This is a genomic window from Sphingopyxis sp. Soil_C_28, assembly GCF_057657055.1.
In genome coordinates this window covers 1,063,701-1,086,755 of the sequence record NZ_JBDGJE010000001.1, presented here as the reverse complement: position 1 = coordinate 1,086,755, position 23,055 = coordinate 1,063,701, and the positions used below count along the sequence as shown (strand labels likewise).

Here is a 23,055-nt window from a genome sequence, read left to right as displayed (position 1 = left end):
TCGGAAAAAGTCTTGCGGGCGCCCTATCCTAGCTGGACGGGCGCGAAAAGCCCCGCGTCACCGGTCGGCGCGCAGGGCTCTTTGATGCGAACGACGCAGGTGCGCCGCCGCGGTCCTTATCGTCGGACGTTATATTCGAGCTGGTCCTGCGTCAGCTGGAAGCCGACGAGCAGTTCAAAGCTTGAACGCTGTACCGCCGCACGCACTTCGGGCAGGCTGAGCGGATCGACCGCGGCGTCCTGATCGCCCGCCTTGCGCTTGCGCGTGATGCGTTCCTGGATGTCAGCGGGCAGCGTCGCGGCAGCGCGCTCGATATAAGCCGACGCCTGCGCGCGACCGGTGCCGCGGACCTGTCCTTCGGCGAACGTCACAGCGACATTGCCCAACCGCTTTGCGACAACCGCGGTGCCGCCTTGGAGGACCGTGGAATAATAAGGCAAGGTGATCGTGCGGGCGGGCCCCGCATCGCGGCGCGTTGCCACGACATCAAAGCTTGCAAGCTGATAAACCTTTTCGCCCGCATCGTTGCATTGCGGGGTCACATTGGTGATCGCGGCGACGACATCGACAGCGCGCGCGTCGCGGCTCGTCGCCGGGTCGAACAATGTTACATCGCCGGTGTGCAAGGGCACCGCGACCGCCGGGCAAGCGCTGCGCGTCGCGGTAATGCCGACGCCGCCGGCGAGGTCGATTTCATTGTCCTTCGCGCAACCCGCCACCGTAGCCATGGCTGCCGTGCCGCACAGCACGGTCAGAAACTTACGGGACGCGAACGAAATGGACATCATGATAATCGGACTTTCCAAACAGGCGCGCTGACAGGCGTCGGGACGGTTGATCCCGCTTCATGCGCGCCGCTTCTTATCGGTGCGATGAACGCGGCGCAACAAAGAGACGCAACAAAGAGGACAGGAACGAAGCGGCTTTACCCCGGAGGGCTTGCTGCGCTAGAGCGCCAGCATCATGAACGCTCCCTATCCGATGACGCGCGAACAAGGCAGCGAAGCGCCAGAACTTAAGGTTTTGATCGCCGCGCCCCGCGGTTTTTGTGCCGGAGTCGATCGCGCGATCCGCATCGTCGAACTGGCCCTGCAGAAATATGGCGCGCCGGTCTATGTCCGGCACGAGATCGTCCACAACCGCTATGTGGTGGATTCGTTGAAGACACAGGGGGCCATTTTCGTCGAATCGCTCGATCAGGTTCCCGACGGGGTGCCGGTCGTATTCAGCGCGCACGGCGTACCCAAGTCGGTACCCGCGAAGGCCGCGATGCGCGGGCTCGAATATCTGGACGCAACCTGCCCGCTGGTGTCCAAAGTCCACCGTCAGGCCGAACGAGTCTATGAAGCTGGCCGCCATATCATTTTTGTCGGCCATGCCGGCCACCCCGAAGTCATCGGCACGCTCGGCCAGCTTCCCCAGGGCGCCATGACGCTGGTGGAATCGGTCGACGACGTCGCCGCGCTGTCGCCCCCGGATGCAGAGATGCTGTCGTTCCTGACCCAGACCACGCTTTCGGTCGACGACACCCGCGATATCATCGCGGCGCTCCAACACCGTTTTCCCGCGATCGTCGGCCCGCGCGGTGAAGATATCTGCTACGCGACCTCGAACCGGCAGGACGCGGTCAAAGCGATCGCCAACCAGTGCGATCGCATGATCGTGATCGGGGCTCCCAACAGCTCGAATAGCCTGCGTCTGGTCGAAGTGGCCGAACGTCTTGGAACACCTGCCCATCTGGTCCAGCGCGGGGCCGACGTCGATCCCGCATGGCTGAAGGACATCGACACGCTAGGTATCACTGCGGGCGCGAGCGCGCCAGAGACACTGGTTCGCGAAGTGATCGACGCCGTCGCAGCCGTTCGGGCCATCGTTGAAGACGTGGTCGTGACCGCCGAAGAGAATATGGTCTTCAAACTGCCGCGCGGGCTCGAACCAGCCTGATGGCGGTCTATACGCACGTCGAACCCGACGATCTTGCAACGCTTGTCGCTCGATACGACATCGGCACTGCCGTGTCGTGCAAGGGCATTGCCGAAGGCGTCGAAAACAGTAATTTCCTGCTCGAGACCACGGGCGGGCGCTTCATCCTGACGCTTTATGAAAAGCGCGTGAGCGAAGGCGACCTTCCCTTTTTCGTCGATCTGTTAAATTACCTCGCCGATCAGGGCCGTCCTGTTCCAGCGATGATCCGCGACGGCGAGGGTAACGCGATCCAGCAGGTGTCGGGCCGCGCCGCCTGCATCATCCAGTTCCTGCCGGGTATTTCACTGACCCAGCCGACACCGAACCAGTGCGAGGCCGCCGGCGCAGCGTTGGGCGCGATGCATCGCACGCTGGCGGGTTATGCGGGCGCGCGCGAAAACAGCATGGGCCACCGTCATTGGCGCGGCATTGCCGAAGCAGCAGGAAATCTCGACGTCGTGCTGCCCGGATTACAGGCCATCGTCGATGACGAGCTGGCGTATGTCGAGGAACATTGGCCGACCGCTCTGCCCGCGCATGTTATCCATGCCGACCTGTTTCCCGACAATGTGCTGATGCTCGGCGACCGGGTTACCGGTCTCATCGACTTCTATTTCGCCGCCAGCGATTTCCGGGCCTACGATCTTGTCATCACCCATGCGTCCTGGGCCTTTTCCGCCGACGGTCAGCATTGCGATCCCGAACGAGCACAGGCGTTGATGCGCGGCTATATCAGTGAAATCGCGCTGTCAGATGCCGAAATTGCAACGCTGCCGCTGCTCGCGCGCGGGGCATCGCTGCGCTTTCTGCTCACGCGCGCGCACGACTGGATCCATACGCCTGCCGACGCCCTCGTCACGCGTAAGGATCCCTCGCCCTTCCTCGCCCGCCTGCGACGTTACAGCGCCGCCGACGCCGCCAGCCTGTTCGCGGTCGCATGAGCGAGACCAGCGGCAAAACCGTGATCGTTGCCACCGACGGCGCGTGCAAAGGCAACCCGGGGCCCGGCGGTTGGGGCGCCGTACTCCGCTGGGGCGATGTGGTGAAGACACTGTCGGGCGGCGAGCCCGACACCACGAACAACCGCATGGAATTGATGGCGGCGATCGAGGCGCTCGCCGCACTCAAGCGCAGTTGCAACGTCGAACTGTCGACCGACAGCGTCTATGTCCGCGACGGCATTACCAAATGGATCTTCGGCTGGCAAAAGAATGGCTGGAAGACCGCCGCCAAAAAACCCGTCGCAAACGCGGACCTTTGGCAACGCCTGGTCAACGAGAACGCGCGGCACCAGGTCGAATGGCTCTGGGTCAAAGGCCATTCGGGTCACGGCGACAACGAACTCGCCGACACGCTGGCGAGCGACGCGGCGCTCGAAGTCGCGCGGGCGCGTTCGGCGCCCGCGCGCTAGAAATTATTCGGCTTCGCGGACTTCGGCGCCGGGCCCGTTTTTCAGTATCGACTCGATGGCATTTTTGGCCGAGGCCTTGCTCGAATAGCCTTCGGTCCAGAAGATCGGTTCGCTATTATATTTGAAATAGGCGACAAATTCGCCCGCCTTGTTCTTCTTGATTTCGAAATAATGGGCCATCGGGTCCTCCACTGGTCGGGCGACCCCGGGGATGAGGCGGCCAACGCCATGGTAATCCAGCAAATTCAACGCGCAAGAGATGTTGTGTCAACCGAACCGCGATGGTGAAAACGGTGACGGATCGATGCGCCCGATTATCCCCTCGGCGTTCGCCCCCCCCAGTTGCGCGGCGAGCAGCGCCGAAATCGCCGGCGCGGTCTGGATGCCGAAACCGCCCTGCCCGGCGCACCAGATAAAGCTGCGTTCGCAAGGATCGGCGCCGAAAACAGGGATGCGATCAGGTGCAAAGCTACGCAGTCCGGCCCATTTGCGCTCGACCGCGACGACCGGCCAGTCGACGACCGATCGCATCCGGTCGATTGCAATTGCCACGTCGAGCTCATCGGGCGCCGCGTCATGAGCGTCGGTAGGCGTTTCGTCGTGGGGACTCAGCCAGACGCGGCCCTCGCTCTCGCCCTTGAAATAGAAATCGCCGCCGACATGGATGACAAGCGGCAGATCGGCGGGAACCGGCACGCCGAGCCGGACCTGCAGCACGGTGCGGCGATAGGGCTGGATGCCAAGCGGCGCGATGCCGCAGGCGAGCGCTACCGCATCCGCCCACGCACCCGCAGCGTTTACGATGACCGATGCCCGTACATGCTGATCACCCAGTCGAACATCCCACCCGCCATCGACGCGTCGCGCGTATCGTAACGGCGCGCGGGTAACCAAAGTAGCACCCGCTCGTTTTGCAGAACGCAGATAAGCTGCATGCAGGCCTGCGACATCAATGTCGCGGCAGGCGGCTTCATAGGCGGCTTCGCTCCATTCGGGACGAACGCCTCGAATTTGTTGCGCGACGGCCGTGCCCGACATCCGTTTTACGTCCACGCCCCGCGCCGCGAATTCGGCGGTGAAGGCGTCGACGCTCGCAGCCTCCGACCGCTGGCCCAGCGTCAAGGCCCCTCGCGGCGACAAGAAACCTCGATGGGAAAACGCCGGTGGGGGATTGTCGAGCGTCGGCGCCGACGCGACAGTCAGTGGCTGCACGCGGGCCCCGCCATAGGTTTCGTGCCAGAACGCTGCCGACCGGCCGGTCGCGTGATATCCAGGAAAATCCTCCGCCTCGGCCAGCATGACTTCGCGGTATGGGGCCAGCGCAGCGGCCAGGCTGGCGCCGGCGATCCCGGCCCCGACAATCAGCACATCGGTGGCGGAAGGCGGCGCGTCAGTCATGCCCGCCGCATATCCGCTGGCTCGCGGAATGCAAGCCGCGCGTGCCCGCCGCCATGGTTACTCTTTGGTAAGCCACGATGTGTAGGGGAAAGCCGATGGATAGCGCCACAATCTCGCTCGGCTTGATGGCCATACTCGGCCTCATGATGATCGCAGCCGCGATCAGCGACATCAGGTCGCGGACCATTTCCAATGAACTCAACGCTGCAATGGCTTTGCTGGCGATCCCGTTCTGGATCGCGACCGGCCTCGCGTTCTGGCCCGACGTGCTGATCCAGTTCGGCGCCGCCTTCGCGGTCTTTCTGGTCTTCACAGGCCTGTTTGCGATCGGGGCGATGGGCGGCGGCGATGTAAAAATGATCGGCGCAGTGATGCTATGGATCCCGCTACCGCTGTTCATGCCGATGCTGACAATCATGGCGATCGGCGGAGGCATCCTGTCGGCGGTGATGCTTATCCATCTGAAATTGCGCCCTTCGGACAAAGCGGTCGAGGTTCCCTATGGGGTAGCCATCGCCGCGGCAGGCCTTTGGGCGCTTCACCAACAATATCTTAACCAGTTTCAGGCTATCGGTTGAACCTGAGGGCAAGCACCGCCGGCTCTGGTTGGTGCAGGAGGCGAAAAATCGTCATGGATACGCGAAAGATTATGCTGATCGTCGGCGCGCTGGTGATTGCCATCGGCGCAGCGTTCGGGGTCAACCAGATGCTGCGCGGAGCAGGAGCGCCGTCGGCGCGTGCCGCCGCGGCACCGGAAATTACGGGTCCGATGATCCTTGTTGCTACGCGGCAGTTGCCCGTCGGCACCATCATTGGTCCGGACAGCTTCCGGTTTCAACCCTGGCCGAAGGAACTGGTCGAAAAGGCCTATTTCATGAAGGACAAGACCGACGTGAACACGTTGGTCGGGACCGTCGTGCGCTATCCGATCACGGCTGGCCAGCCCCTGACACAGGGTGCGCTGGTTCATCCCGACGATCGCGGCTTCCTTGCCGCGGCGCTTGGCCCGGGCATGCGCGCCGTGACGGTCAAGGTGTCGCAGGAACAGGGCGTCGCAGGCTTCGTCTTTCCTGGCGACCGCGTCGACGTCGTCCTCGCCCAGACCATCTCGGTCGAGGAAGGCAGCAGCTATCCCGACAAACAGATATTCACGGCTGAAACCATCGTTCGCAATGTTCGCATTCTGGCGACCGACCAGCGTTACGACGCCGAAGATGAAACGGGCAAGACCCCGGTTCGCACCTTCGGTTCGGTAACATTGGAAGCCACGCCCGAAATCGCAGAGAAGATCGCGGTCGCACAGGACATGGGCAAATTGTCGCTCGCGCTGCGTCCGCTCGCGGAAAGCGCCGGCGAACTCGACGCGGCTATCGCCTCGGGTGCGGTCAATGTGCCGGCCACGGGCGGTGCAAATGCGGAAAAGCGGATGCTCGCCGAAGCGGCCGCCCGTCCGACCGCCAGCCGCTCGTCGGTAACGACCGGCGGCGACGTGTCGCGCTTCTGGATCCCGGTCAGCGGCCGTGTGTCGTCCCCGCGGGCGCCGCAGCCGGCTGCAAATAACGGCGACTCCGCGCCGTCCTATGGGGCTCGTCCTGCGGCGGTGCCGACCGGTCCGGTCGTGCGCGTCACCCGCGGTGACAAGATGACCGAAGTTTCGGTTGGGGGTAAATAAGATGAACAGCAAAGCCAATTTCAAGGCGGCGGCTCTGGCTCGCACCCTGGCCATCGGCCTCGTGGCAGCCGCGCTCGCCGCGGCGCCTTCGGCGCCTGCCATCGCCCAGGCCGTCCAGAACGCCAGCAGCAGCATCGAACTGTCGGTGGGCCGTGGTCGTCTGGTCAGCCTTCCGGCCTCGATGTCCGACGTCTTTGTCGCGAATGACGAAGTTGCCGACGTTCAGGTTCGTTCGGGTCGCCAGCTCTATATCTTTGGCAAGAAGCCGGGTGAAACCAGCATCTATGCCACCGACGCCAGCGGACGCGTCGTCTTTTCGACCGTTGCCCGTGTCGGCAACAATATCGAGACGATCGACCAGATGCTGTCGCTCGCGATGCCGGAAGCGAAGATCTCGGCCAACCCGATGAACGGCTTTGTCCTGCTCACCGGAACGGTTCAGTCGCCCGACGACGCTGCCGAAGCCGAACGGCTGGTGCAGGCGTTTGTCGGCGAGCAGACGAAGGTGCTGTCGCGCCTGCGCACGGCCACGCCGCTGCAGGTCAATCTGCAGGTTCGCATTGCCGAAGTAAACCGTTCGCTCGTCAAGGAAATCAGCGGAAACCTGCTGACCCGCGACACCGACGGTCCGCTGGGCAACGGTTTCCTTGGTGGTATCTTCGGCGGCCGTAGCCCCGGAACGATCACCGACATTCCGGCGCCGACAGCGGTGTTTCCGGGCAGCCCGTTTCCGGTGCCCTATAATCCCGCAACCGGCTTGCCGCTTCTCAACGGCAAGACAACGCTGGGCACCAATTATCAGTTCAACCAGCCTGCCGGTCGCCGCAGCCTTGCCGGTGCGGGCCGACTGTTCGGTCTCGACCTTATGGCCTCGCTCGATATCGGCGAGCGTTCGGGTCTGGTCGCCACGCTGGCGCAACCGAACCTGACCGCAATCTCGGGCGAGACGGCGGACTTCCTCGCGGGCGGTGAGTTCCCCGTCCCGATCCCGGGCAATTTCGCCGGGACGACGATCGAATATCGCAAATATGGCGTCAGCCTGGCCTACACGCCGACGGTGCTGTCGAATGGCCGCATCAGCCTGCGCGTCCGCCCCGAAGTGTCCGAACTGTCGACCGAAGGCGCGATCGAAATGCAGGGCTTCCAGGTTCCCGCATTGACCATTCGCCGCGCCGAAACGACGGTCGAGCTCGGATCGGGCGAAAGCTTCATGATCGCCGGATTGATGAACAATCGTTCGATCGGTGCTATCGACAAGATGCCCGGTCTTGGCGACGTGCCTTTGCTCGGCATGTTGTTCAAATCGGACAGCTTTCGCCGCGGCGAAACCGAATTGGTCATCGTCGTGACACCCTATCTCGTCCAGCCGGTGTCCGCGAACGATATCAAGCTCCCGACCGACGCCTTCCAGGACTCGGACGATCTGCAGCGGCTGCTGCTCAACCAGACAAGCAACGGCGTGACTGGCGGCGATCGCCCCAAGCCGCGGCTCGATACGAGTGTCGGCGACGCCGACCGCCCGCGGGGCACTGGCGATGCGTCGCCCGGCTTCAGCATCAAGTGACGCGCTGGATTTCAGGAGCAAAGTGATGAAGAAAATCGCAACTTGGACGGTCCTGGCTCTGGCCACGTCGCTTGCCGGATGCACCGGCGCCGCGCACAGCAACCGCAGCCTCGAATCGGTGCACCAGCCCGTCGTGCGCAACAGCATCTATCAATTCGATGTTGCGGCCGCGAACGGCGAACTGCCGCCCAGCGAACAAGGTCGCCTGCAAGGCTGGTTCGATGCAATGGGCGTGCGTTATGGCGACCGTGTCTCGATCGAGGATTCGTCGCTCTATGGCGCCAGCTCGGCTCAGGCGACGGTTCGATCGATGGTCGAACGCCGCGGCTTGCTGCTCAGCGCCGACGTTCCGGTGACAACCGGCGCCGTGCCGGAAGGACATGTGCGCATCGTCGTGACGCGCGCTTCGGCCTTTGTGCCGGGCTGCCCCAATTGGGACAGCAAAACGTCACTCAACCCGACGAATTCGACCTCTTCGAACTATGGCTGCGCAACGAACAGCAATCTCGCTGCGATGGTCGCCGACCCGAACGATCTGATCAAGGGCGCCAGCAACACCCGCAGTGACCCCACTGCGGCGACGCGAGCGATCCAGACCTATCGTACCAAACCCCAGACCGGTGCCGGCGAATTGAGCGGCGTAACAAGCGGAGGCGGCAAGTGAACGCACCTTTCAAATCAGCAGGCCTGCGTGACCCCTTCAACGCGTTCGTCTGCGACGACGATACGCTGGAGCTGATCCGCGCCGCCGCCAACGACATGGGCTGGCCGATCGAAAAATGTAACAAGGGCGGTCTGCGCAACGCCGTGCAGTCGCTATCGGTTTCCGCCAGCCCGAACATCCTGTTCGTCGACATGTCCGAATCGGGTGACCCGATCAACGACATCAACGCGCTCGCCGAAGTCTGCGAACCCGGCACGGTCGTGATTGCCGCGGGCCAGGTGAACGACGTTCGCCTGTACCGCGACCTCCTTTCGAGCGGGATCCAGGATTATCTGCTGAAACCGCTGTCGCTTGAGCAGGTACGCGAATCGCTTACCATGGCGCAGGCCATGCTGGCGGCGCCGAAACATGCCGACATGCACGATGACAAACCGCATCATATGATGGGCGTTGTCGGCGTGCGTGGCGGTGTGGGCGCGTCGCTCGTGGCAACTTCGCTCGCCTGGGCGATCAGCGAACAAGCGGGCCGCCAGACGGCTCTGCTCGATCTCGACGTTCATTTCGGGACTGGCGCATTGACCCTCGACCTCGAGCCGGGACGCGGCCTGATCGACGCGATCGACAACCCCAGCCGTATCGACGGGTTGTTCATCGAACGCGCCATGGTGCGCGCGTCGGACAAGCTCAGTCTGCTGTCGGCCGAAGCGCCGATCCACCAGCCGGTGATGACCGACGGTTCGGCCTTTTTCCAGTTGGAAGAAGAGCTCCGCTCCGCGTTCGAGATGACGATCGTCGATATTCCGCGTCAGGTCCTGATCCCCTTCCCGCACCTCGTGTCGGAAGCGGGGACGATCCTGCTCGTCAGCGATGTAACGCTCGCTGCGGCGCGCGACACGATCCGCCTGCTGTCCTGGTTCAAGCAAAATGTTCCAGGCGCACGCGTGCTGCTGATTGCAAATAAATTCCAGACCGCCGTGGGCGAACTGTCGCGCAAGGAATTCGAATCCTCGATCGAGCGCCAGATCGACATCGTCATTCCGTTCGATCCGAAACTGGTCAGCCAGTCTGCAAAACTCGGCAAATCCTACGCCGAAACCTGCAAGGGCACCAAGTCGGCGCAGGTGTGGGGCAACCTGATGCGTCTCATCCTCGACGGCGCGGATATCGAGGCCGAGGAAGCACAGATTGCAGCCGCGAAGAGTAAATCGGGCGGCTCGCTGCTTGGCAAACTCGGCTTGACGAAAAAGGGCGCGAAGCAGGCGGCATGATGGCCCGCCTGACGGGCCATCACCACCTCCAGCGATAGAAGCGGGCATCAGCTGACCATGAATCTGCCAGTCATCCTTATCATCGCCGGGGCCTTCCTGGCCTTCACGATCCTCGTGCTTCTGCTTGGCGGCCCTTCGGTCGGCAAGGCGAAGACACGCCGATTGGCCATGGTCAAAGACCGTCACGCGGCCTCGACCGAAGCGGTGGTGGCTGCCCAGATGCGCAAGACGATCCAGTCGGCGGGCCGCTCCGGCGACTCGGCGCTGACCCACCTGCTGCCTCGCCGGGACGAGCTGGAAAAGCGCATACGCCGGACCGGCAAGGGCTGGACCCTGACCCAATATATGTTTGCGTCGATGATCGTGTTCGTCGTCGCCACCGGCGGGATGCTGATCCTGCGGGCGCCGGTCCTGATGGCCGGCCTCGTTGGACTGCTCCTCGGGCTCGGCTTGCCATATCTTGTTGTCGGCATGACGATCAAAAAGCGCGTCGCGAAATTCAACACCCGTTTCCCCGACGCCATCGACCTGCTTGTCCGCGGCTTGAAATCCGGCCTGCCGGTCACCGAAACCTTCCAGGTCGTGAGCCAGGAACTGCCGGGTCCCGTCGGCGAGGAATTCAAAGGCGTCGTCGAACGCATCCGCATCGGCAACACGATGGAAGCTGCGCTGCTGGAATCGGCCGAAATGCTCGGCACGCCCGAATTCCAGTTCTTTTGCATCACAATCCAGATCCAGCGTGAAACCGGCGGCAATCTGGCGGAAACGCTGGGAAACCTGTCGGACGTCCTGCGCAAGCGCGCCCAGATGAAGCTAAAAATCCGCGCGATGTCATCGGAAGCGAAAGCATCGGCCTACATCGTCGGTGCGCTGCCTTTCTTCGTGTTCGGCATCGTTTGGTCAATGAACCCCAGCTATCTGGCTGGCTTTTTTGTCGAAGAGCGCCTCATCATTACGGGGCTGGCCGGGCTCGTGTGGATGAGTATCGGCGCCGGCATCATGGCCAAAATGATCAGCTTCGAAATCTGAGGAGGCGAAACCAATGAACAGCAGCTTCCTCCTTTCTTCGGCATTCTCGGGCGCCCAAAGCGGCCCGACGATCCTCGGCATCGATGTCGTTTGGGTCGGAACCCTGCTGGCGGCCGTGGGCGTATTTGCGGTATTGCTCGCGATCTACAGCGCGCTCACCGTTCGCAATCCGATGACCAAGCGCGTCAAGGCGCTGAACGATCGCCGCGAGCAGCTTAAGGCAGGTATCACGGCGTCGACTACGAAACGCCGGGCCCGGCTGGTCCGCAAGAACCAGACCGCCGACAGGATGCGTACCTTTCTGGGTCGGCTCCAGGTCTTGCAGGAAGGCCAGATCAAGGAGGTCCAGCAAAAGCTGGCACAGGCCGGTATCCGCTCGAAGGACCTCGCTGTGGCAGTCATTTTCGGCCGCATGGTCCTGCCGATATTGTTCGGCGGCCTCGCCCTTTTCCTGATCTACTGGGTCGATATGTGGCCCAGCCTCACGTCATTCAAACGGTCGGCCTACACGATGGGCGCCCTGCTGCTCGGCTACAAGGCACCCGATCTCTTTGTGGACAATATGCGGCAGAAGCGCACGGACAAGATCCGCAAAGGCCTTCCCGACGCGCTCGACCTGCTGGTGATCTGCGCCGAGGCCGGCCTGACCGTCGACTCCGCCTTCTCGCGGGTGTCGAAAGAACTGGGCCGCGCCTATCCCGAACTTGGTGAGGAATTCGCTCTGACGTCGATCGAACTCGGATTTCTGACCGAGCGGCGTCAGGCTTTCGAAAACTTTGCCTATCGCGTGAATCTGGACTCGGTGAAAGGCGTGGTCACGACCATGATCCAGACCGAGAAATATGGGACGCCACTGGCCAGCGCGCTTCGCGTTCTGTCCGCCGAATTCCGCAACGAGCGCATGATGCGTGCCGAGGAAAAGGCCGCACGCTTGCCCGCGATCATGACGGTGCCGCTGATCCTGTTCATTCTGCCGGTGCTGTTCATCGTCATTCTGGGCCCGGCGGCCTGTTCGCTGAGCGACGCGATGTCCGGCGGCAGCTTCGGCGCCAAATAGGCCCTCGGCGCCAACCCGAAATCGAGAGAGGGCGGAAGCGATTCCGCCCTCTCTTTCGATTCAACCTACGCTCTGTTCGATCGCGCCAAAGATACTGTGGTGACGATCGTCATCCATCCAGATGCGCACCGTGTCGCCCTTTTGCATGAACGGCGTCTTGGGTTCACCCTGCTGGATCGTTTCGATCGTCCGCACCTCGGCCAGGCAACTATATCCGAGCCCCCCGTCCGCGATCGGTTTGCCCGGGCCCCCGTCGGCGCCGCGATTCGATACGGTACCCGAGCCGATGATCGTGCCGGCACCGAGGTCGCGTGTCTTTGCAGCATGCGCAATCAGCGCGCCGAAATCGAACGTCATGTCGACGCCCGCATCGGCGCGGCCCAGCGGCTGACCATTCAGGTCCACGCACAGCGCGCCATGCAGCTTTCCGTCCTTCCAGCGGGCGCCGAGCCCTTCGGGGGTCACGAACACCGGCGACATCGCGCTCGACGGCTTCGACTGGAAAAAGCCGAAACCCTTGGCAAGCTCTGCCGGGATCAGGCCGCGTAGCGACACATCATTCGTCAGCCCGACCAGCAGGATTGCGTCGCGGGCCGCGATCGCATCGATGCCGGCGGGCACGTCGCCCGTCACGACCACCACTTCGGCCTCCATATCACAGCCCCACGAGGGGTCTCCAAGCGGGATCGGATCGCGGGGAGCGAGGAAGGCATCGCTGCCGCCCTGGTACATCAGCGGATCGTGCCAGAAACTGTCAGGCATTTCGGCGCCCCGCGCCTGCCGGACCAGAGCGACATGGTTCACATAGGCGCTGCCGTCGGCCCATTGATATGCGCGCGGCAACGGCGATGCGGCATCGCGCTCGTGAAAGCGCTCTTTCGGGATCGCATCATGGTTGAGATCTTCGGCCAGCGCGGCAAGGCGTGGCGCGGCATAGGCCCAATTATCGAGTGCTGCCTGCATCGTCGGAACGATGTGGCCTGCGTCGGCATACCAGGCGAGATCGTCCGAAACGACAACGAGGCGACCGTCGCGGCCCTTTTTGAGCGATGCTAGTTTCACGAAAATTCCTTTGGCTGACGATGCGGTCGAACCGACATCGCCCGAAAAGGAACGAAATCAGCGCGACGTCGTGATCGATGCGAAACAGGTAAAGCCGCTCTGCCCCGCCTGCAAGCGCCGGATATATTGAAGATAGGCCTGCGACTGATTGTAGCTCGTCCCGGGGAGCGTCTGGCCGCGAAACGCGCGCTTGACTTCCTCGCCCGTAAACGGCCGCAACGATCCCGGAAAAGCGCCCTTGGTGCCCGGCGGCACCAGCTTGCCCGCGGTGTCGATATATTTCCCGGCGCCGGTAGGACCGGGCACGGGAATCTGGCAATTCATCACCGATACCGCCGTTTGCGCAAAAGCCGGGCGGATCGTCAGCGCCGCTGACACGCCAACGGCGCCAAGGGCAAGCATCTTGCGCCGCGAAGGGATTGTCTCTTCGGTATCGACGGAGTTTTCGGCGGGAATGTCGCTATTTTCCATGTCGCGCGCATAACCCAATGAAGCGCCGAGGAAAAGGGAAAGACCGCGTTCGCCGCAGAGCTTCCCGCTTTGGGACGGCCACCGACGAGAGATTAACGGCCCGAAACATCCTTGCGCATCCGCACCGCTTCGTGCGAGGCCCGCCGCGATGTTCGATCGCCTCTCCACTCTGGTCATCGCTCTGACACTAGTCGCCATCGCGGCGATTTTTGCCGCGCTGTCGGGGGGCGATCCGCTGTCGATCGCCATCATGGCGGTCGCGGGATTTATTGCGGCTGGCACCGTCTACAGCGCGCTTCCGGTGGCGCTGCCGGACACCCAGGGCACACAGCCCGAGGAGACCCCGCCAGCGTCCCTGCTTCGCCACCCCGATTTCGCCCATTGGGTCGATCAGGAAAAGGAACCGCTGATCGGCACCGCCGACAACATCGTCACGATTGCCAACGACGCGGCGATCCGCCTGCTCGGCCGGCATATTGTCGGGGCCGACATGCGGACCGCGATCCGCCATCCCGCGGCCACCGACTGGCTGTCGCGTATCGATGAAAATGCGGCGCTCAACACTGTCGATCTGGTCGATTTTCCGCGCCCGGGGCAGCGTTGGACGATGCGGACTGCGGCGCTGTCGGGAAGCGAATATATCATCTTTCTGTCCGACCGCTCGGCGATCGACGCGGCCGATCGCATGCGCTCCGACTTCGTCGCCAACGCCAGCCACGAACTGCGCACGCCGCTTGCCGCGATCCTCGGCTATGTCGAAACGCTGCAGGAAATGAATGGCGAGGCCGATGCGCCGACGCGCGACCGATTTCTGGCGATCATCGAGCGTGAGGCACGGCGAATGCAGCAACTCGTCATCGACCTCCTCTCGATATCGCGGGTCGAGGCGGACCGCTTTCGCCGCCCGACGACGCCGGTCGATCTTGCCGCAATCGTCAAGACGACGATCGCCCAGCTTCGCGACAGCGAACAGGTACGGGCGAACGATGTGGTCGCCCAATTAGGAGACGTCACACAACCGATGCTCGGCGACGAGGCCCAATTGGGGCAACTCGCCCACAATATCATTTCGAACGCCATGAAATATGGGCATGCCGGCACGCCGGTAACGGTTGAGCTTGTCCGCGAAGGACGCCGCGTGCGGCTATCGGTCAGCGATCAGGGCGATGGTATCGCATCCGATCACCTGCCGCGCCTGACCGAGCGCTTCTACCGGGTCGACGAAGCGCGCAGCCGGTCGGTGGGCGGCACCGGCCTTGGCCTGGCCATCGTCAAACACATCAGCGAACGCCATCAGGGACAGCTCGACATCGATAGCGAAGTTGGCAAAGGCACCCGCGTTTCGGTGACTTTTCCGCTCTCCATCGAAGGGTGAATCCACGCTTCGTCAAGCGCGAATCCCGGCCTATCCTTGACTTTTCGTAGCTTAAGGCCCATCTTCAGCAGGCTATCGTCGCTTTCGACGGATTTCTTTGCCTGAATGGCGGACACGTCCCTCCTCACGCTACCTGGCGCCACCAGCATAAGCCGGTGGCAACTCCGCTTCCGTGAAAGGAACAATCCCATGCCCATCGGCACAGTAAAATTCTTCAACACCGACAAAGGTTATGGCTTCATCGCCAACGAAGACGGCTCGGGCGACAATTTCGTCCATATCACCGCCCTCGAACGCGCCGGGATGTCGACGCTGAACAAGGATCAGCGCGTTTCCTATGACGTCGAAACCGACCAGCGCGGTAAAGTTTCCGCCGTCAACATCCAGTCGGCCTGATCTTTGGCCAAAGAGGAACTGCTAACCCTCGACGGCCAGATCGATGAAATTCTTCCGGACGGACGCTTCGGCGTCATTCTGGAAAATGATCATCGGATCATCGCTTATACGGCAGGCCGGATGCGACGCTTTCGTATCCGGTCGGTCGTGGGCGACGCCGTTCGCGTCGAGATGACGCCTTATGACCTGACCAAGGGTCGCATCATCTATCGCGATCGCGGCGCCGGTCCTGCCGGCGGCGGCCCCCGCAAGGGCAATCGACGCTGATTCCAACCAACCAGAACAGAATAAACTACAGGATATTATGAACTTCACATTGAATGCATTTCCTTCCCTCCTTCGGCCCTATTCCGCCATTGATGCGCGAGCCGACAAACCAGCACGGCGATCGCCGACGCTATCGCAGCGCGAACTGCGCCGCCTGATCGCTCAAATGGTCGACTGACACACAGCCCGACCCTTCAACCACCTACAACTCCAAGGATTTCCGCCATGTCGAACACCAGCGATTTCTACCTGATTCAGGCGGATAAGTGCGCGTCAGACGCGGCGGAAAGCAGCTTGTCGCAGGTTCGCGACCGCAATCTGCGCGCCGAACAGGCGTGGCGCACGATGGCCGAACGTCTGATCCAGACCGAAGCTACGCGCGCGCGGCAGGTTGCTGTTGCAGCCGCCAAGGCAGAGGCAAACGCTGAAGCAAGCGCCGCCGCCGACTGACCGGCCTTCCCGTCAGTCGATGCGATCGAGCAAGTCGCCAATTTTTCCGAACATCTCGTCGATCTGCTCCTTCTCGACAATCAGCGGCGGCGACAGCGCGATGATGTCGCCGGTTGCGCGAACGAGCAGGCCATTGTCGAAACAGGCATGGAATAATTCCATCGCGCGCGCCGTCGGGGCGCCGGGACGCGGCGCAAGCTCGATTCCGGCGACCAGCCCGATGGTCCGAATGTCGATGACGTGGCGACCGCCTTTCAGGCTGTGCGCCGCATCTTCCCAATAGCTGCCCAGTTCAGCGGCCCGGTCGAACAAGCCGTCGCGCGCATAGAGATCCAGCGTGGCGAGACCCGCGGCGCTGGCCAACGGATGCCCCGAATAGGTGTAGCCGTGGAACAGCTCGATCCCGCCGGGCACGCTGTCGATCACCGCATCGTGTAGCTCGCGCTTTACTGCGACGGCACCCATCGGCACCGCGGCGTTGGTCAGCCCCTTTGCCATCGTGATGATGTCGGGCGTCACGCCCCACTGTCCCGCCGCGGTGGCGCCGCCGACGCGGCCGAACGCCGTGATAACTTCGTCGAAAATCAGAATGATGCCATGCTTGTCGCAGATATCGCGCAGGCGCTGCAGATAGCCGACAGGCGGCACCAGCACACCGGTCGACCCTGCCATCGGTTCGACGATCACCGCCGCGATCGTGTCGGCGCCATGCAGGTCGACAAGCCGCTGGAGGTCGTCCGCCAGCTCGGCGCCATGCTGCGGAAATCCGCGCGTGAACGCGTTGCGTTCTATATCGTGTGTGTGGCGGATATGATCGACACCAGGCAAGCCGATCCCGAACGTACGCCGGTTGTTGACGAGCCCGCCGACGCTGATCCCGCCAAAACCGGTGCCGTGATAACCGCGCTCGCGCCCGATCAGCCGCGTCCGCGTCCCCTGCCCCTTCGCGCGCTGGATATTGAGCGCGATTTTCAGCGCTGTATCGACCGATTCGGAGCCGCTGTTGGTGAAGAATATCCGGTCGAGCCCGTCGGGCATCAGGTCAGCAAGGCGCTGCGCCAGCTCGAAAGGCAGCGGATGCCCCAGCTGAAATGTCGGTGCGAAATCCAGCGTGGCCGCGGCCTTCGCGATCGCCTCGACAATCTCGGGCCGGCAATGCCCGGCGTTGCTGCACCATAGTCCCGACGTGCCGTCGAGGATCGCCCGCCCGTCACTACTCTGATAATGCATGCCGCTCGCCGACACGAGCTGGCGCGGGTTCGCCTTGTACGACCGGTTGGCGGTAAAGGGCATCCAGAAGGACGCCAGCTGGTCATTGTCACCCTGCATCGCCGTTTTTCCTTCAGGCTCTCAATCATCGCCGCCCTTCTTGAGGACTGGGCGGGCATCGGGTCAAGCCCGGTATGGCGAGAATGGAGCTTGGTGAGTTTCGCGCAAGCAAAGAATTCGGCATGGTTTAATACCAAAACTGGCAGAATAGCCGCCCCCTCTGGCGCTTCGTCCAAGCTTGCGATACGCTCCCCCCGCACAACAGGGCCGGTTCCCCGGCTCAATCGGGGGCGCATGTCAGTCAATCTGGAACAATGGATCAACGACCATAAAATCGACGAAGTCGAATGCATCGTCCCCGACATCAACGGGGTCCAGCGCGGTAAAGTCCTGCCCGCCAAAAAATTCCTCTCCTCGGTCAAGGACAAGTCGCTGCGCATTCCGGGCAGCGTCTTCATCTGCACGATCGACGGCCATTATCCGGAAGATATCGACGATATCTGGGACAAGGACCCCGACAAGATCCTGATCGCCGATCCGAGCACGATCTGCATCGCCCCGGGGTTCAAATCGCCCACCGCTTTCGTGATCGCCGACGCCTTCAACGGCGACGGCAGCGAGGTCGACATCGCGCCGCGGACGATCCTGAAAAAGGTGCTCGCGCTCTATGCCGAAAAAGGCTGGAAACCGATCATCGCGCCCGAGGTGGAATTCTATCTTGTGTCACAGAATACCGACCCCGACTTTCCGCTGACCCCGCCTACCGGCCAGTCGGGCCGGAGCGAGACCGCGAGCCAGCCGTACGGGCTGGAAGCGATGAACGAATATGAGGATATCATCGATCATATCTATGACGATTGCGAGCTGATGGGGCTCGATATCGACACGATGATTCACGAAATGGGCGCCGCGCAGCTCGAGGTCAATTTCGAGCATGGTGACCCGCTGCGGCTCGCGGACGAAGTGTTCCTGTTCAAGCGCGTCGTACGCAACGTGGCGAAACAGCATGACGTCTATGCGACCTTCATGGCGAACCCGATGGCGGGCCAGCCGGGCAGCGCGATGCACATCCATCAGTCGGTGGTCGATGCGACGACGGGCAAGAATCTGTTTTCGACCGCACAAGGCCGCGATAGCGCGATGTTCCGCAGCTATATCGCCGGGCTCGTGCGCTATATGCCGCAAATCTCGCCCTTGTGGGCGCCGAATGTGAACAGCTTCCGCCGCATGCGCCCCGACAGCGCGGCGCCGATCAACGTCCAGTGGGGCGAGGACAACCGGTCGTGCGGCTTCCGCGTGCCGATTTCGGACAAGGCGAACCGTCGCGTCGAAAACCGCCTGCCCGGCGCCGACAGCAATCCCTATCTCGCGATCGCCGCGTCGCTGATCTGCGGTTATATCGGCATCGTCGATCGGATGGTGCCGGCCAAGCCGATCACCGGCAGCGCATATAACCGCGCGCGCACCCTGCCCCGCACGCTCGAAGCGGCGCTCGACCGCTTCAGTTCGTGCAAAAAGGTCCGCAACCTGCTCGGCGACGATTTCTTCGAAATCTTCTTCGCGGTGAAGGATTATGAGCTGTTCAATTACCAGTCGGTCGTGTCGAGCTGGGAACGCGAACATCTGTTGATGCGGGTCTGACCCGCGAGCCGGCCATGACCGATCCGCTTGCCAACAGCTATTATGCCGCAACCGCGCACGAGTGGCGGTCTTCCTATGAAATGGGCGATGATCTGTCGTTCGACGTCGCGGTGATCGGTGGCGGCTTCACCGGCCTGTCGGCCGCACTCGCCTGTGCCGAGCGCGACTTCTCGGTGATCCTGGTCGAGCGCGAACATGTCGGCTTTGGCGCCTCGGGCCGCAACGGCGGTCAGTTGATCCCCGGCCTGCGCTGGTCTGCCTCCGAACTTGAGACCGAATTCGGCCGCGAACGTGCCGATGCACTGTTCGACCTGTGCTGGCGCGCGAACCCGGTAAAAGCACGCATCGAAAAGCATGGCATCGATTGCGATCTGAAGACCGGGCATCTCGAGGCGGCGTGGACGCCCAAAGATTTCGATGCGATGAACCGCGAAACCGATTATCTGGCGACACGCTTCGGCTACCAAAGCGACGTCGTCGCGAAACAGGATATGGCGAGCCACATCGCAAGCCCGCTCTATCATGGCGGCGTCTATGACCCAAAGGCCGGGCATTTTCATCCGCTCAATTATGCGATCGGGCTGGCGAAAGCGGCCGAAGCCGCGGGTGTGCGCATCTGGGAAGATGAACGCGCTTACCAGATCACCGATACCGCCGAAGGCCACGGCGTGATCACCGACCGCGCGCATATAGGGGCGCGCTATGTTATCGATGCGACAGATAGTTGGATCGGCCATATCGAGCCCGATCTCGGCCGCTACACGGTGCCGATAATGAACTATAACATCGCGACCGCACCGCTCGCGAACGCCGACGCCCTGCTCCCCAGCGATGCCGCGGTCGCCGACAGCCGCTTCGTGCTCAACTATTTCCGCCTATCGGCCGACAAGCGCCTGATCTTCGGCGGCGGCGAGCGTTATTCGCAGACACCGCCGCGCGACATCGCGGCGTTCGTCCGGCCTTTCATGGCAGAGGTTTTCCCGCAGATCGCCGACGCCCCGATCGGTTATGGTTGGGGCGGTGTAGTCGCGGTGACGATGAACCGGCTGCCGCATATCGGGCGGCGCGGGAATGTCTTCTACGCGCACGGCTTCTCGGGGCATGGCGCAATGGTCACGACGCTGGCGGGCGAGTTGATCGCCGAGGCGATGGCGGGAACAGCCGAACGCTTCGACGTGCTCGCCAATCTGCCCGCGAAGCCCTTCCCCGGCGGCAAATGGCTGCGCCAGCCGCTCGCCACGCTCGGGCTCCTCTATTATGCGATGAAGGACAGGCTCGGGTGATCTCGAACGCCGCTATCAAGCGTGTCGCGGACCGCGAAGCCGAGCGTTTTCGCAGCGCCAATCCGCGCGCCTTGGCGCATCACGCAGCCGCGACGGGCTGGTTCCAGTCGGTGCCGTTCCACTGGATGAAGGACTGGCCGAGCCCGGTACCGATCGTTGCGGCGTCGGCGAAAGACGCGACGCTGACGAGCATCGACGGGCAGACTTACGACGACTTCTGCCTCGGCGACACGGCTAGCCTGTTTGGCCATTCGCCGCCCGCCCTCGCCGCCGCGCTCGCAAAGCAGGCGGGAGAGGGCCTGAGCTATATGCTCCCGACGACACGCGGCGCGGCGCTGTCGCAGCGGCTCACCGCGATGTTCGGCCTGCCTTTATGGCAGGTCACCACCACCGCCAGTGAAGCCAACCGCGCGGTCATCCGCTGGTGTCGCGGGATCAGCGGGCGGCAGAAAATCGTGACTTTCAATGGCGCTTATCATGGTGCGGTCGACGACGCCTTCGTCGACCTGAAAGGCGGCGCGCCGGACATGCGGGCAAGCTTGGTCGGCCAGGTCCACGACCTGCGAGCCACGACGACCGTGATCGAATTCAACGACGCAGAGGCCCTGACGGCAGCTTTGCGCGGCGGCGATATCGCGTGCGTGCTTGCCGAGCCGGTGATGACCAATGCCGGCATGGTGCTGGGCGCTCCCGGCTTCCTGGCGACACTCCGCAGGCTCTGCGACGAAACCGGTACGCTGCTGATATTCGACGAAACGCACACAATCTCGTCGGGCTATGGCGGCCATGGCGTCACGCACGGTGCCACGCCCGACCTGATGGTTGTCGGCAAGTCGATCGGCGGTGGCGTGCCGTGCGCGGTCTATGGCTTTTCGGCTAAGGTCGCGGAACACATGGCGGCACTCAACGCCTCGCGTCCCGCGGGGCACAGCGGCATCGGCACGACATTGTCGGCCAATGCGCTCGCGATCACCGCGATGGACGCGATGCTGTCGGACGTCATCACCCCTGCCGCCTACGACCTGATGCTCCGCGGTGCGGCAAGGCTGGTTACAGGCTTGGAACGGGAAATTTCGGCGGCCGACCTCGAATGGCACATCACGCAGGTCGGCGCGCGCGTAGAGCTGCTGACCTGTCCAAACCCGCCCCGCAACGGCAGCGAAGCAAAGGCGGCGATGCAACCCGAACTGGAGGCGGCGATCCATTTGAGCATGGCCAACCGCGGAATTTTGCTAGCGCCGTTTCACAATATGATGTTGGTGAGCCCGGTCACCGGCGATGATCAGATCGACCGGCTGGTCGGCGCACTCGCCGACTGCGTACGTACATTAAAGGAGTAGTGGGGCGATGTCGAAGTCATCGGGAGTGATCGCGGAACGATCGGAAGCGGAGGCCTTTTTCAAGGCGAACCCCGACGTCGATTCGATCGAAATGATCTACACCGACTTCGGCGGCGTCCCGCGCGGCAAGCGCCTGCGCCAGCATGAGGTGATGGCGGTTTACGAAAGCGGCCGCATGTTCCCCGGATCGATCACCGTCGTCGATATTACCGGGCAGGATACCGTCGAAACCGGCCTTGTCTGGGAAGATGGCGACGCCGACCGTTCGATGAAGCCGATCCCCGGTACGCTTGTCCGCACGCCGTGGGGTGGCGACAACGCCGCACAGTTCCTTGTCGATTTCTATGAACTCGACGGTACGCCGCACGACCTTGATCCGCGCCATGTTCTCGGCGGCGTGATCGACCGCTTTACCGCCGACGGGCTGACCCCGGTGCTCGCGGTCGAACTCGAATTCTATCTCGTTGATGCGCGCCGTGCGCGCGATGGCACGGTCCGCCCTGCCCGTCCTGCGTACAGCCGAGACAATCCGCGCAACGTCGAAGTCTATGGGCTGCGCGAACTCGATGATTTCCGTCCCTTCTTCGACGCGCTTTATGCCGCAACCGATGTCCAGGGCCTGCCGCTCGAAAGTGCGATCTCGGAATTCGCGCCGGGCCAGTTCGAACTGACGCTGCGCCACAAGCCCGACGCACTGCGCGCCTGCGACGACGCGATCATGTACAAGCGCCTCGTCAAAGCGATAGCCCAGCAACAGGGGCTCGAGGCGACTTTCATGGCCAAGCCCTTTGCCGAGCAGGCAGGCAGCGGGATGCACATTCATGTCTCGATGAACGACAACAGCGGCACCAATATCTTCGCGAGCGACGACCCTGAGGGCACACCGGCGCTGCGCCACGCGATTGGCGGGATGATCGCGACCGTTGGCGACGCCTTCGCGCTCTTCGCGCCGCATGCGAACAGCTATCGCCGCTTCAAGGCGAACAGCTACGCGCCCGTTGCGCCGACGTGGGGTGTCAACAACCGCACCGTGTCGTTCCGTATCCCCGCGGGCCCGCCGCCCAGCCGCCATGTCGAGCATCGCGCGTGCGGCGCCGACGCGAACCCCTATCTGGCCGTCGCCGCGGTCCTCGCGGGTATGCATCACGGCATGACAAACAAGAGTGATCCCGGCGCAGCGGTGGTCGGTAACGGCTATGACCGCGACAACAGCGGCGACGACAAGCCGCCGTCGAACTGGTTCGCCGCGGTCGACCGCTTCCATGCGTCCGACCTGATGCGCGACTATCTGGGGACGCGCTTCGTCGACATGTTCAGCATCGTGAAGCGCGTCGAGCAAGACCGCTATTTCGGCGTCGTGCCGACGCTCGATTATGACTGGTACCTGCGCAACGCATGAATCTTTCAAAGATTCGTGTTGCAGCGCAAAATAACCTCTTTCCAAGCCGCCATTATTGAGTCAGCTTGGCGTCA

At 62.8% G+C, this 23,055-nt stretch carries 24 protein-coding genes; 18 read left to right on the top strand and 6 right to left on the bottom strand.

All coding sequences use genetic code 11. The annotated features are described in order from the left end of the window. Window positions 1–116 precede the first annotated feature (116 nt). Window positions 117–788 carry a hypothetical protein gene (locus tag AC3A43_RS05040; protein ID WP_487791431.1) on the bottom strand — a complete coding sequence of 224 codons (672 nt, stop codon included), beginning with the start codon at window positions 786–788 and terminating at the stop codon, window positions 117–119. A gap of 175 nt (window positions 789–963) precedes the next feature. Between AC3A43_RS05040 and ispH the strand changes: the two genes are divergently transcribed. Genes ispH through rnhA form a run of 3 tightly spaced genes read left to right on the top strand, consistent with a single transcriptional unit; the run spans window position 964 to window position 3,376 of the window. After that, window positions 964–1,944: a 4-hydroxy-3-methylbut-2-enyl diphosphate reductase gene (gene ispH, locus AC3A43_RS05035; protein ID WP_487791430.1), complete on the top strand. Its 981-nt coding sequence runs from the start codon at window positions 964–966 to the stop codon at window positions 1,942–1,944. Beyond that, window positions 1,944–2,906, top strand: a complete 963-nt coding sequence (thrB, locus tag AC3A43_RS05030; protein ID WP_487791429.1) for a homoserine kinase — start codon at window positions 1,944–1,946, stop codon at window positions 2,904–2,906. The genes ispH and thrB overlap by 1 nt, the downstream gene beginning before the upstream one ends. Continuing rightward, entirely contained in the window at window positions 2,903–3,376 is a 474-nt protein-coding gene (rnhA, locus tag AC3A43_RS05025; RefSeq protein ID WP_487791428.1) for a ribonuclease HI, read from the top strand. Before thrB ends, rnhA begins: the two co-directional genes overlap by 4 nt. A 3-nt stretch (window positions 3,377–3,379) precedes the next feature. Here the strand turns inward: rnhA and AC3A43_RS05020 are convergent, their stop codons facing one another. Continuing rightward, a complete protein-coding gene (locus AC3A43_RS05020; RefSeq protein ID WP_293647365.1) occupies window positions 3,380–3,556 on the bottom strand; it encodes a YegP family protein in 177 nt (58 codons plus the stop codon). Between the two features lie 87 nt (window positions 3,557–3,643). Beyond that, window positions 3,644–4,774: an NAD(P)/FAD-dependent oxidoreductase gene (locus tag AC3A43_RS05015; RefSeq protein WP_487791427.1), complete on the bottom strand. Its 1,131-nt coding sequence runs from the start codon at window positions 4,772–4,774 to the stop codon at window positions 3,644–3,646. Between the two features lie 95 nt (window positions 4,775–4,869). On the opposite strand from AC3A43_RS05015, the gene AC3A43_RS05010 reads away from it, so the two are divergent. Genes AC3A43_RS05010 through AC3A43_RS04980 form a run of 7 tightly spaced genes read left to right on the top strand, consistent with a single transcriptional unit; the run spans window position 4,870 to window position 12,028 of the window. Beyond that, window positions 4,870–5,352 (top strand): A24 family peptidase, encoded by a 483-nt coding sequence (locus AC3A43_RS05010; protein WP_487791426.1) that lies wholly within the window; start codon window positions 4,870–4,872, stop codon window positions 5,350–5,352. Window positions 5,353–5,405: 53 nt separating this feature from the next. After that, the gene (gene cpaB, locus AC3A43_RS05005) at window positions 5,406–6,446 is read left to right on the top strand and encodes a Flp pilus assembly protein CpaB (RefSeq protein WP_487791425.1); all 1,041 of its coding nucleotides are present in this window, start codon (window positions 5,406–5,408) and stop codon (window positions 6,444–6,446) included. Window position 6,447: 1 nt separating this feature from the next. Further along, window positions 6,448–8,010, top strand: a complete 1,563-nt coding sequence (locus AC3A43_RS05000) for a type II and III secretion system protein family protein (protein WP_487791424.1) — start codon at window positions 6,448–6,450, stop codon at window positions 8,008–8,010. A 25-nt stretch (window positions 8,011–8,035) separates the two neighbouring features. Further along, the gene (locus AC3A43_RS04995) at window positions 8,036–8,674 is read left to right on the top strand and encodes a CpaD family pilus assembly protein (RefSeq protein ID WP_487791423.1); all 639 of its coding nucleotides are present in this window, start codon (window positions 8,036–8,038) and stop codon (window positions 8,672–8,674) included. After that, on the top strand, window positions 8,671–9,942 hold the full coding sequence (locus AC3A43_RS04990) for a CpaE/TadZ family protein (protein WP_487791422.1): 1,272 nt from the start codon (window positions 8,671–8,673) through the stop codon (window positions 9,940–9,942). The genes AC3A43_RS04995 and AC3A43_RS04990 overlap by 4 nt, the downstream gene beginning before the upstream one ends. A gap of 57 nt (window positions 9,943–9,999) precedes the next feature. Next, window positions 10,000–10,971, top strand: a complete 972-nt coding sequence (locus AC3A43_RS04985) for a type II secretion system F family protein (protein ID WP_487791421.1) — start codon at window positions 10,000–10,002, stop codon at window positions 10,969–10,971. 13 nt (window positions 10,972–10,984) lie between these two features. Further along, window positions 10,985–12,028 carry a type II secretion system F family protein gene (locus AC3A43_RS04980; RefSeq protein ID WP_487791420.1) on the top strand — a complete coding sequence of 348 codons (1,044 nt, stop codon included), beginning with the start codon at window positions 10,985–10,987 and terminating at the stop codon, window positions 12,026–12,028. A 60-nt stretch (window positions 12,029–12,088) separates the two neighbouring features. Here the strand turns inward: AC3A43_RS04980 and AC3A43_RS04975 are convergent, their stop codons facing one another. Then, the gene (locus tag AC3A43_RS04975) at window positions 12,089–13,090 is read right to left on the bottom strand and encodes a fumarylacetoacetate hydrolase family protein (protein WP_487791419.1); all 1,002 of its coding nucleotides are present in this window, start codon (window positions 13,088–13,090) and stop codon (window positions 12,089–12,091) included. Between the two features lie 57 nt (window positions 13,091–13,147). Continuing rightward, complete coding sequence (locus AC3A43_RS04970; RefSeq protein ID WP_487791418.1) at window positions 13,148–13,561, bottom strand: hypothetical protein; 414 nt, start codon at window positions 13,559–13,561, stop codon at window positions 13,148–13,150. Between the two features lie 148 nt (window positions 13,562–13,709). Here AC3A43_RS04970 and AC3A43_RS04965 point away from each other — a divergent pair, with 148 nt between their 5' ends. The 4 genes from AC3A43_RS04965 (at window position 13,710) to AC3A43_RS04950 (ending at window position 16,049) form a co-directional block, all read left to right on the top strand. Then, the gene (locus AC3A43_RS04965; protein WP_487791417.1) at window positions 13,710–14,936 is read left to right on the top strand and encodes a sensor histidine kinase; all 1,227 of its coding nucleotides are present in this window, start codon (window positions 13,710–13,712) and stop codon (window positions 14,934–14,936) included. A gap of 189 nt (window positions 14,937–15,125) precedes the next feature. Beyond that, complete coding sequence (locus AC3A43_RS04960) at window positions 15,126–15,332, top strand: cold-shock protein (RefSeq protein ID WP_487791416.1); 207 nt, start codon at window positions 15,126–15,128, stop codon at window positions 15,330–15,332. A gap of 3 nt (window positions 15,333–15,335) precedes the next feature. Further along, the gene (gene infA / locus AC3A43_RS04955) at window positions 15,336–15,599 is read left to right on the top strand and encodes a translation initiation factor IF-1 (RefSeq protein WP_487791415.1); all 264 of its coding nucleotides are present in this window, start codon (window positions 15,336–15,338) and stop codon (window positions 15,597–15,599) included. A 225-nt stretch (window positions 15,600–15,824) separates the two neighbouring features. Then, window positions 15,825–16,049, top strand: a complete 225-nt coding sequence (locus tag AC3A43_RS04950; protein WP_487791414.1) for a hypothetical protein — start codon at window positions 15,825–15,827, stop codon at window positions 16,047–16,049. Between the two features lie 12 nt (window positions 16,050–16,061). On the opposite strand, the gene aptA is transcribed toward AC3A43_RS04950, so the two are convergent. Further along, window positions 16,062–17,378, bottom strand: a complete 1,317-nt coding sequence (gene aptA, locus AC3A43_RS04945; RefSeq protein WP_487791413.1) for an omega-aminotransferase AptA — start codon at window positions 17,376–17,378, stop codon at window positions 16,062–16,064. Window positions 17,379–17,612: 234 nt separating this feature from the next. Between aptA and AC3A43_RS04940 the strand changes: the two genes are divergently transcribed. The 4 genes from AC3A43_RS04940 to AC3A43_RS04925 are packed head-to-tail and all read left to right on the top strand — an operon-like array spanning window position 17,613 to window position 22,981. Continuing rightward, window positions 17,613–18,959 carry a glutamine synthetase family protein gene (locus AC3A43_RS04940; RefSeq protein WP_487791412.1) on the top strand — a complete coding sequence of 449 codons (1,347 nt, stop codon included), beginning with the start codon at window positions 17,613–17,615 and terminating at the stop codon, window positions 18,957–18,959. 14 nt (window positions 18,960–18,973) lie between these two features. Beyond that, window positions 18,974–20,242 carry an NAD(P)/FAD-dependent oxidoreductase gene (locus AC3A43_RS04935; RefSeq protein WP_487791411.1) on the top strand — a complete coding sequence of 423 codons (1,269 nt, stop codon included), beginning with the start codon at window positions 18,974–18,976 and terminating at the stop codon, window positions 20,240–20,242. Further along, complete coding sequence (locus tag AC3A43_RS04930; protein WP_487791410.1) at window positions 20,239–21,582, top strand: aspartate aminotransferase family protein; 1,344 nt, start codon at window positions 20,239–20,241, stop codon at window positions 21,580–21,582. The genes AC3A43_RS04935 and AC3A43_RS04930 overlap by 4 nt, the downstream gene beginning before the upstream one ends. 7 nt (window positions 21,583–21,589) lie before the next feature. Beyond that, window positions 21,590–22,981, top strand: coding sequence for a glutamine synthetase family protein (locus AC3A43_RS04925; protein ID WP_487791409.1), 1,392 nt, complete (start codon window positions 21,590–21,592; stop codon window positions 22,979–22,981). Window positions 22,982–23,055: the final 74 nt, after the last annotated feature.

Coding starts and splice junctions, on each gene's coding strand:
- AC3A43_RS05040 (WP_487791431.1), bottom strand. CDS start 788: ATGATGTCCATTTCGTTCGCGTCCCGTAAGTTTCTGACCGTGCTGTGC.
- AC3A43_RS04940 (WP_487791412.1), top strand. CDS start 17,613: ATGTCAGTCAATCTGGAACAATGGATCAACGACCATAAAATCGACGAA.
- AC3A43_RS04935 (WP_487791411.1), top strand. CDS start 18,974: ATGACCGATCCGCTTGCCAACAGCTATTATGCCGCAACCGCGCACGAG.
- AC3A43_RS04925 (WP_487791409.1), top strand. CDS start 21,590: ATGTCGAAGTCATCGGGAGTGATCGCGGAACGATCGGAAGCGGAGGCC.
- AC3A43_RS04985 (WP_487791421.1), top strand. CDS start 10,000: ATGAATCTGCCAGTCATCCTTATCATCGCCGGGGCCTTCCTGGCCTTC.
- AC3A43_RS04970 (WP_487791418.1), bottom strand. CDS start 13,561: ATGGAAAATAGCGACATTCCCGCCGAAAACTCCGTCGATACCGAAGAG.
- AC3A43_RS05000 (WP_487791424.1), top strand. CDS start 6,448: ATGAACAGCAAAGCCAATTTCAAGGCGGCGGCTCTGGCTCGCACCCTG.
- aptA (WP_487791413.1), bottom strand. CDS start 17,378: ATGCAGGGTGACAATGACCAGCTGGCGTCCTTCTGGATGCCCTTTACC.
- AC3A43_RS05020 (WP_293647365.1), bottom strand. CDS start 3,556: ATGGCCCATTATTTCGAAATCAAGAAGAACAAGGCGGGCGAATTTGTC.
- AC3A43_RS04950 (WP_487791414.1), top strand. CDS start 15,825: ATGTCGAACACCAGCGATTTCTACCTGATTCAGGCGGATAAGTGCGCG.
- AC3A43_RS04960 (WP_487791416.1), top strand. CDS start 15,126: ATGCCCATCGGCACAGTAAAATTCTTCAACACCGACAAAGGTTATGGC.
- cpaB (WP_487791425.1), top strand. CDS start 5,406: ATGGATACGCGAAAGATTATGCTGATCGTCGGCGCGCTGGTGATTGCC.
- AC3A43_RS05015 (WP_487791427.1), bottom strand. CDS start 4,774: ATGACTGACGCGCCGCCTTCCGCCACCGATGTGCTGATTGTCGGGGCC.
- AC3A43_RS04965 (WP_487791417.1), top strand. CDS start 13,710: ATGTTCGATCGCCTCTCCACTCTGGTCATCGCTCTGACACTAGTCGCC.
- AC3A43_RS04980 (WP_487791420.1), top strand. CDS start 10,985: ATGAACAGCAGCTTCCTCCTTTCTTCGGCATTCTCGGGCGCCCAAAGC.
- thrB (WP_487791429.1), top strand. CDS start 1,944: ATGGCGGTCTATACGCACGTCGAACCCGACGATCTTGCAACGCTTGTC.
- AC3A43_RS04995 (WP_487791423.1), top strand. CDS start 8,036: ATGAAGAAAATCGCAACTTGGACGGTCCTGGCTCTGGCCACGTCGCTT.
- rnhA (WP_487791428.1), top strand. CDS start 2,903: ATGAGCGAGACCAGCGGCAAAACCGTGATCGTTGCCACCGACGGCGCG.
- AC3A43_RS05010 (WP_487791426.1), top strand. CDS start 4,870: ATGGATAGCGCCACAATCTCGCTCGGCTTGATGGCCATACTCGGCCTC.
- ispH (WP_487791430.1), top strand. CDS start 964: ATGAACGCTCCCTATCCGATGACGCGCGAACAAGGCAGCGAAGCGCCA.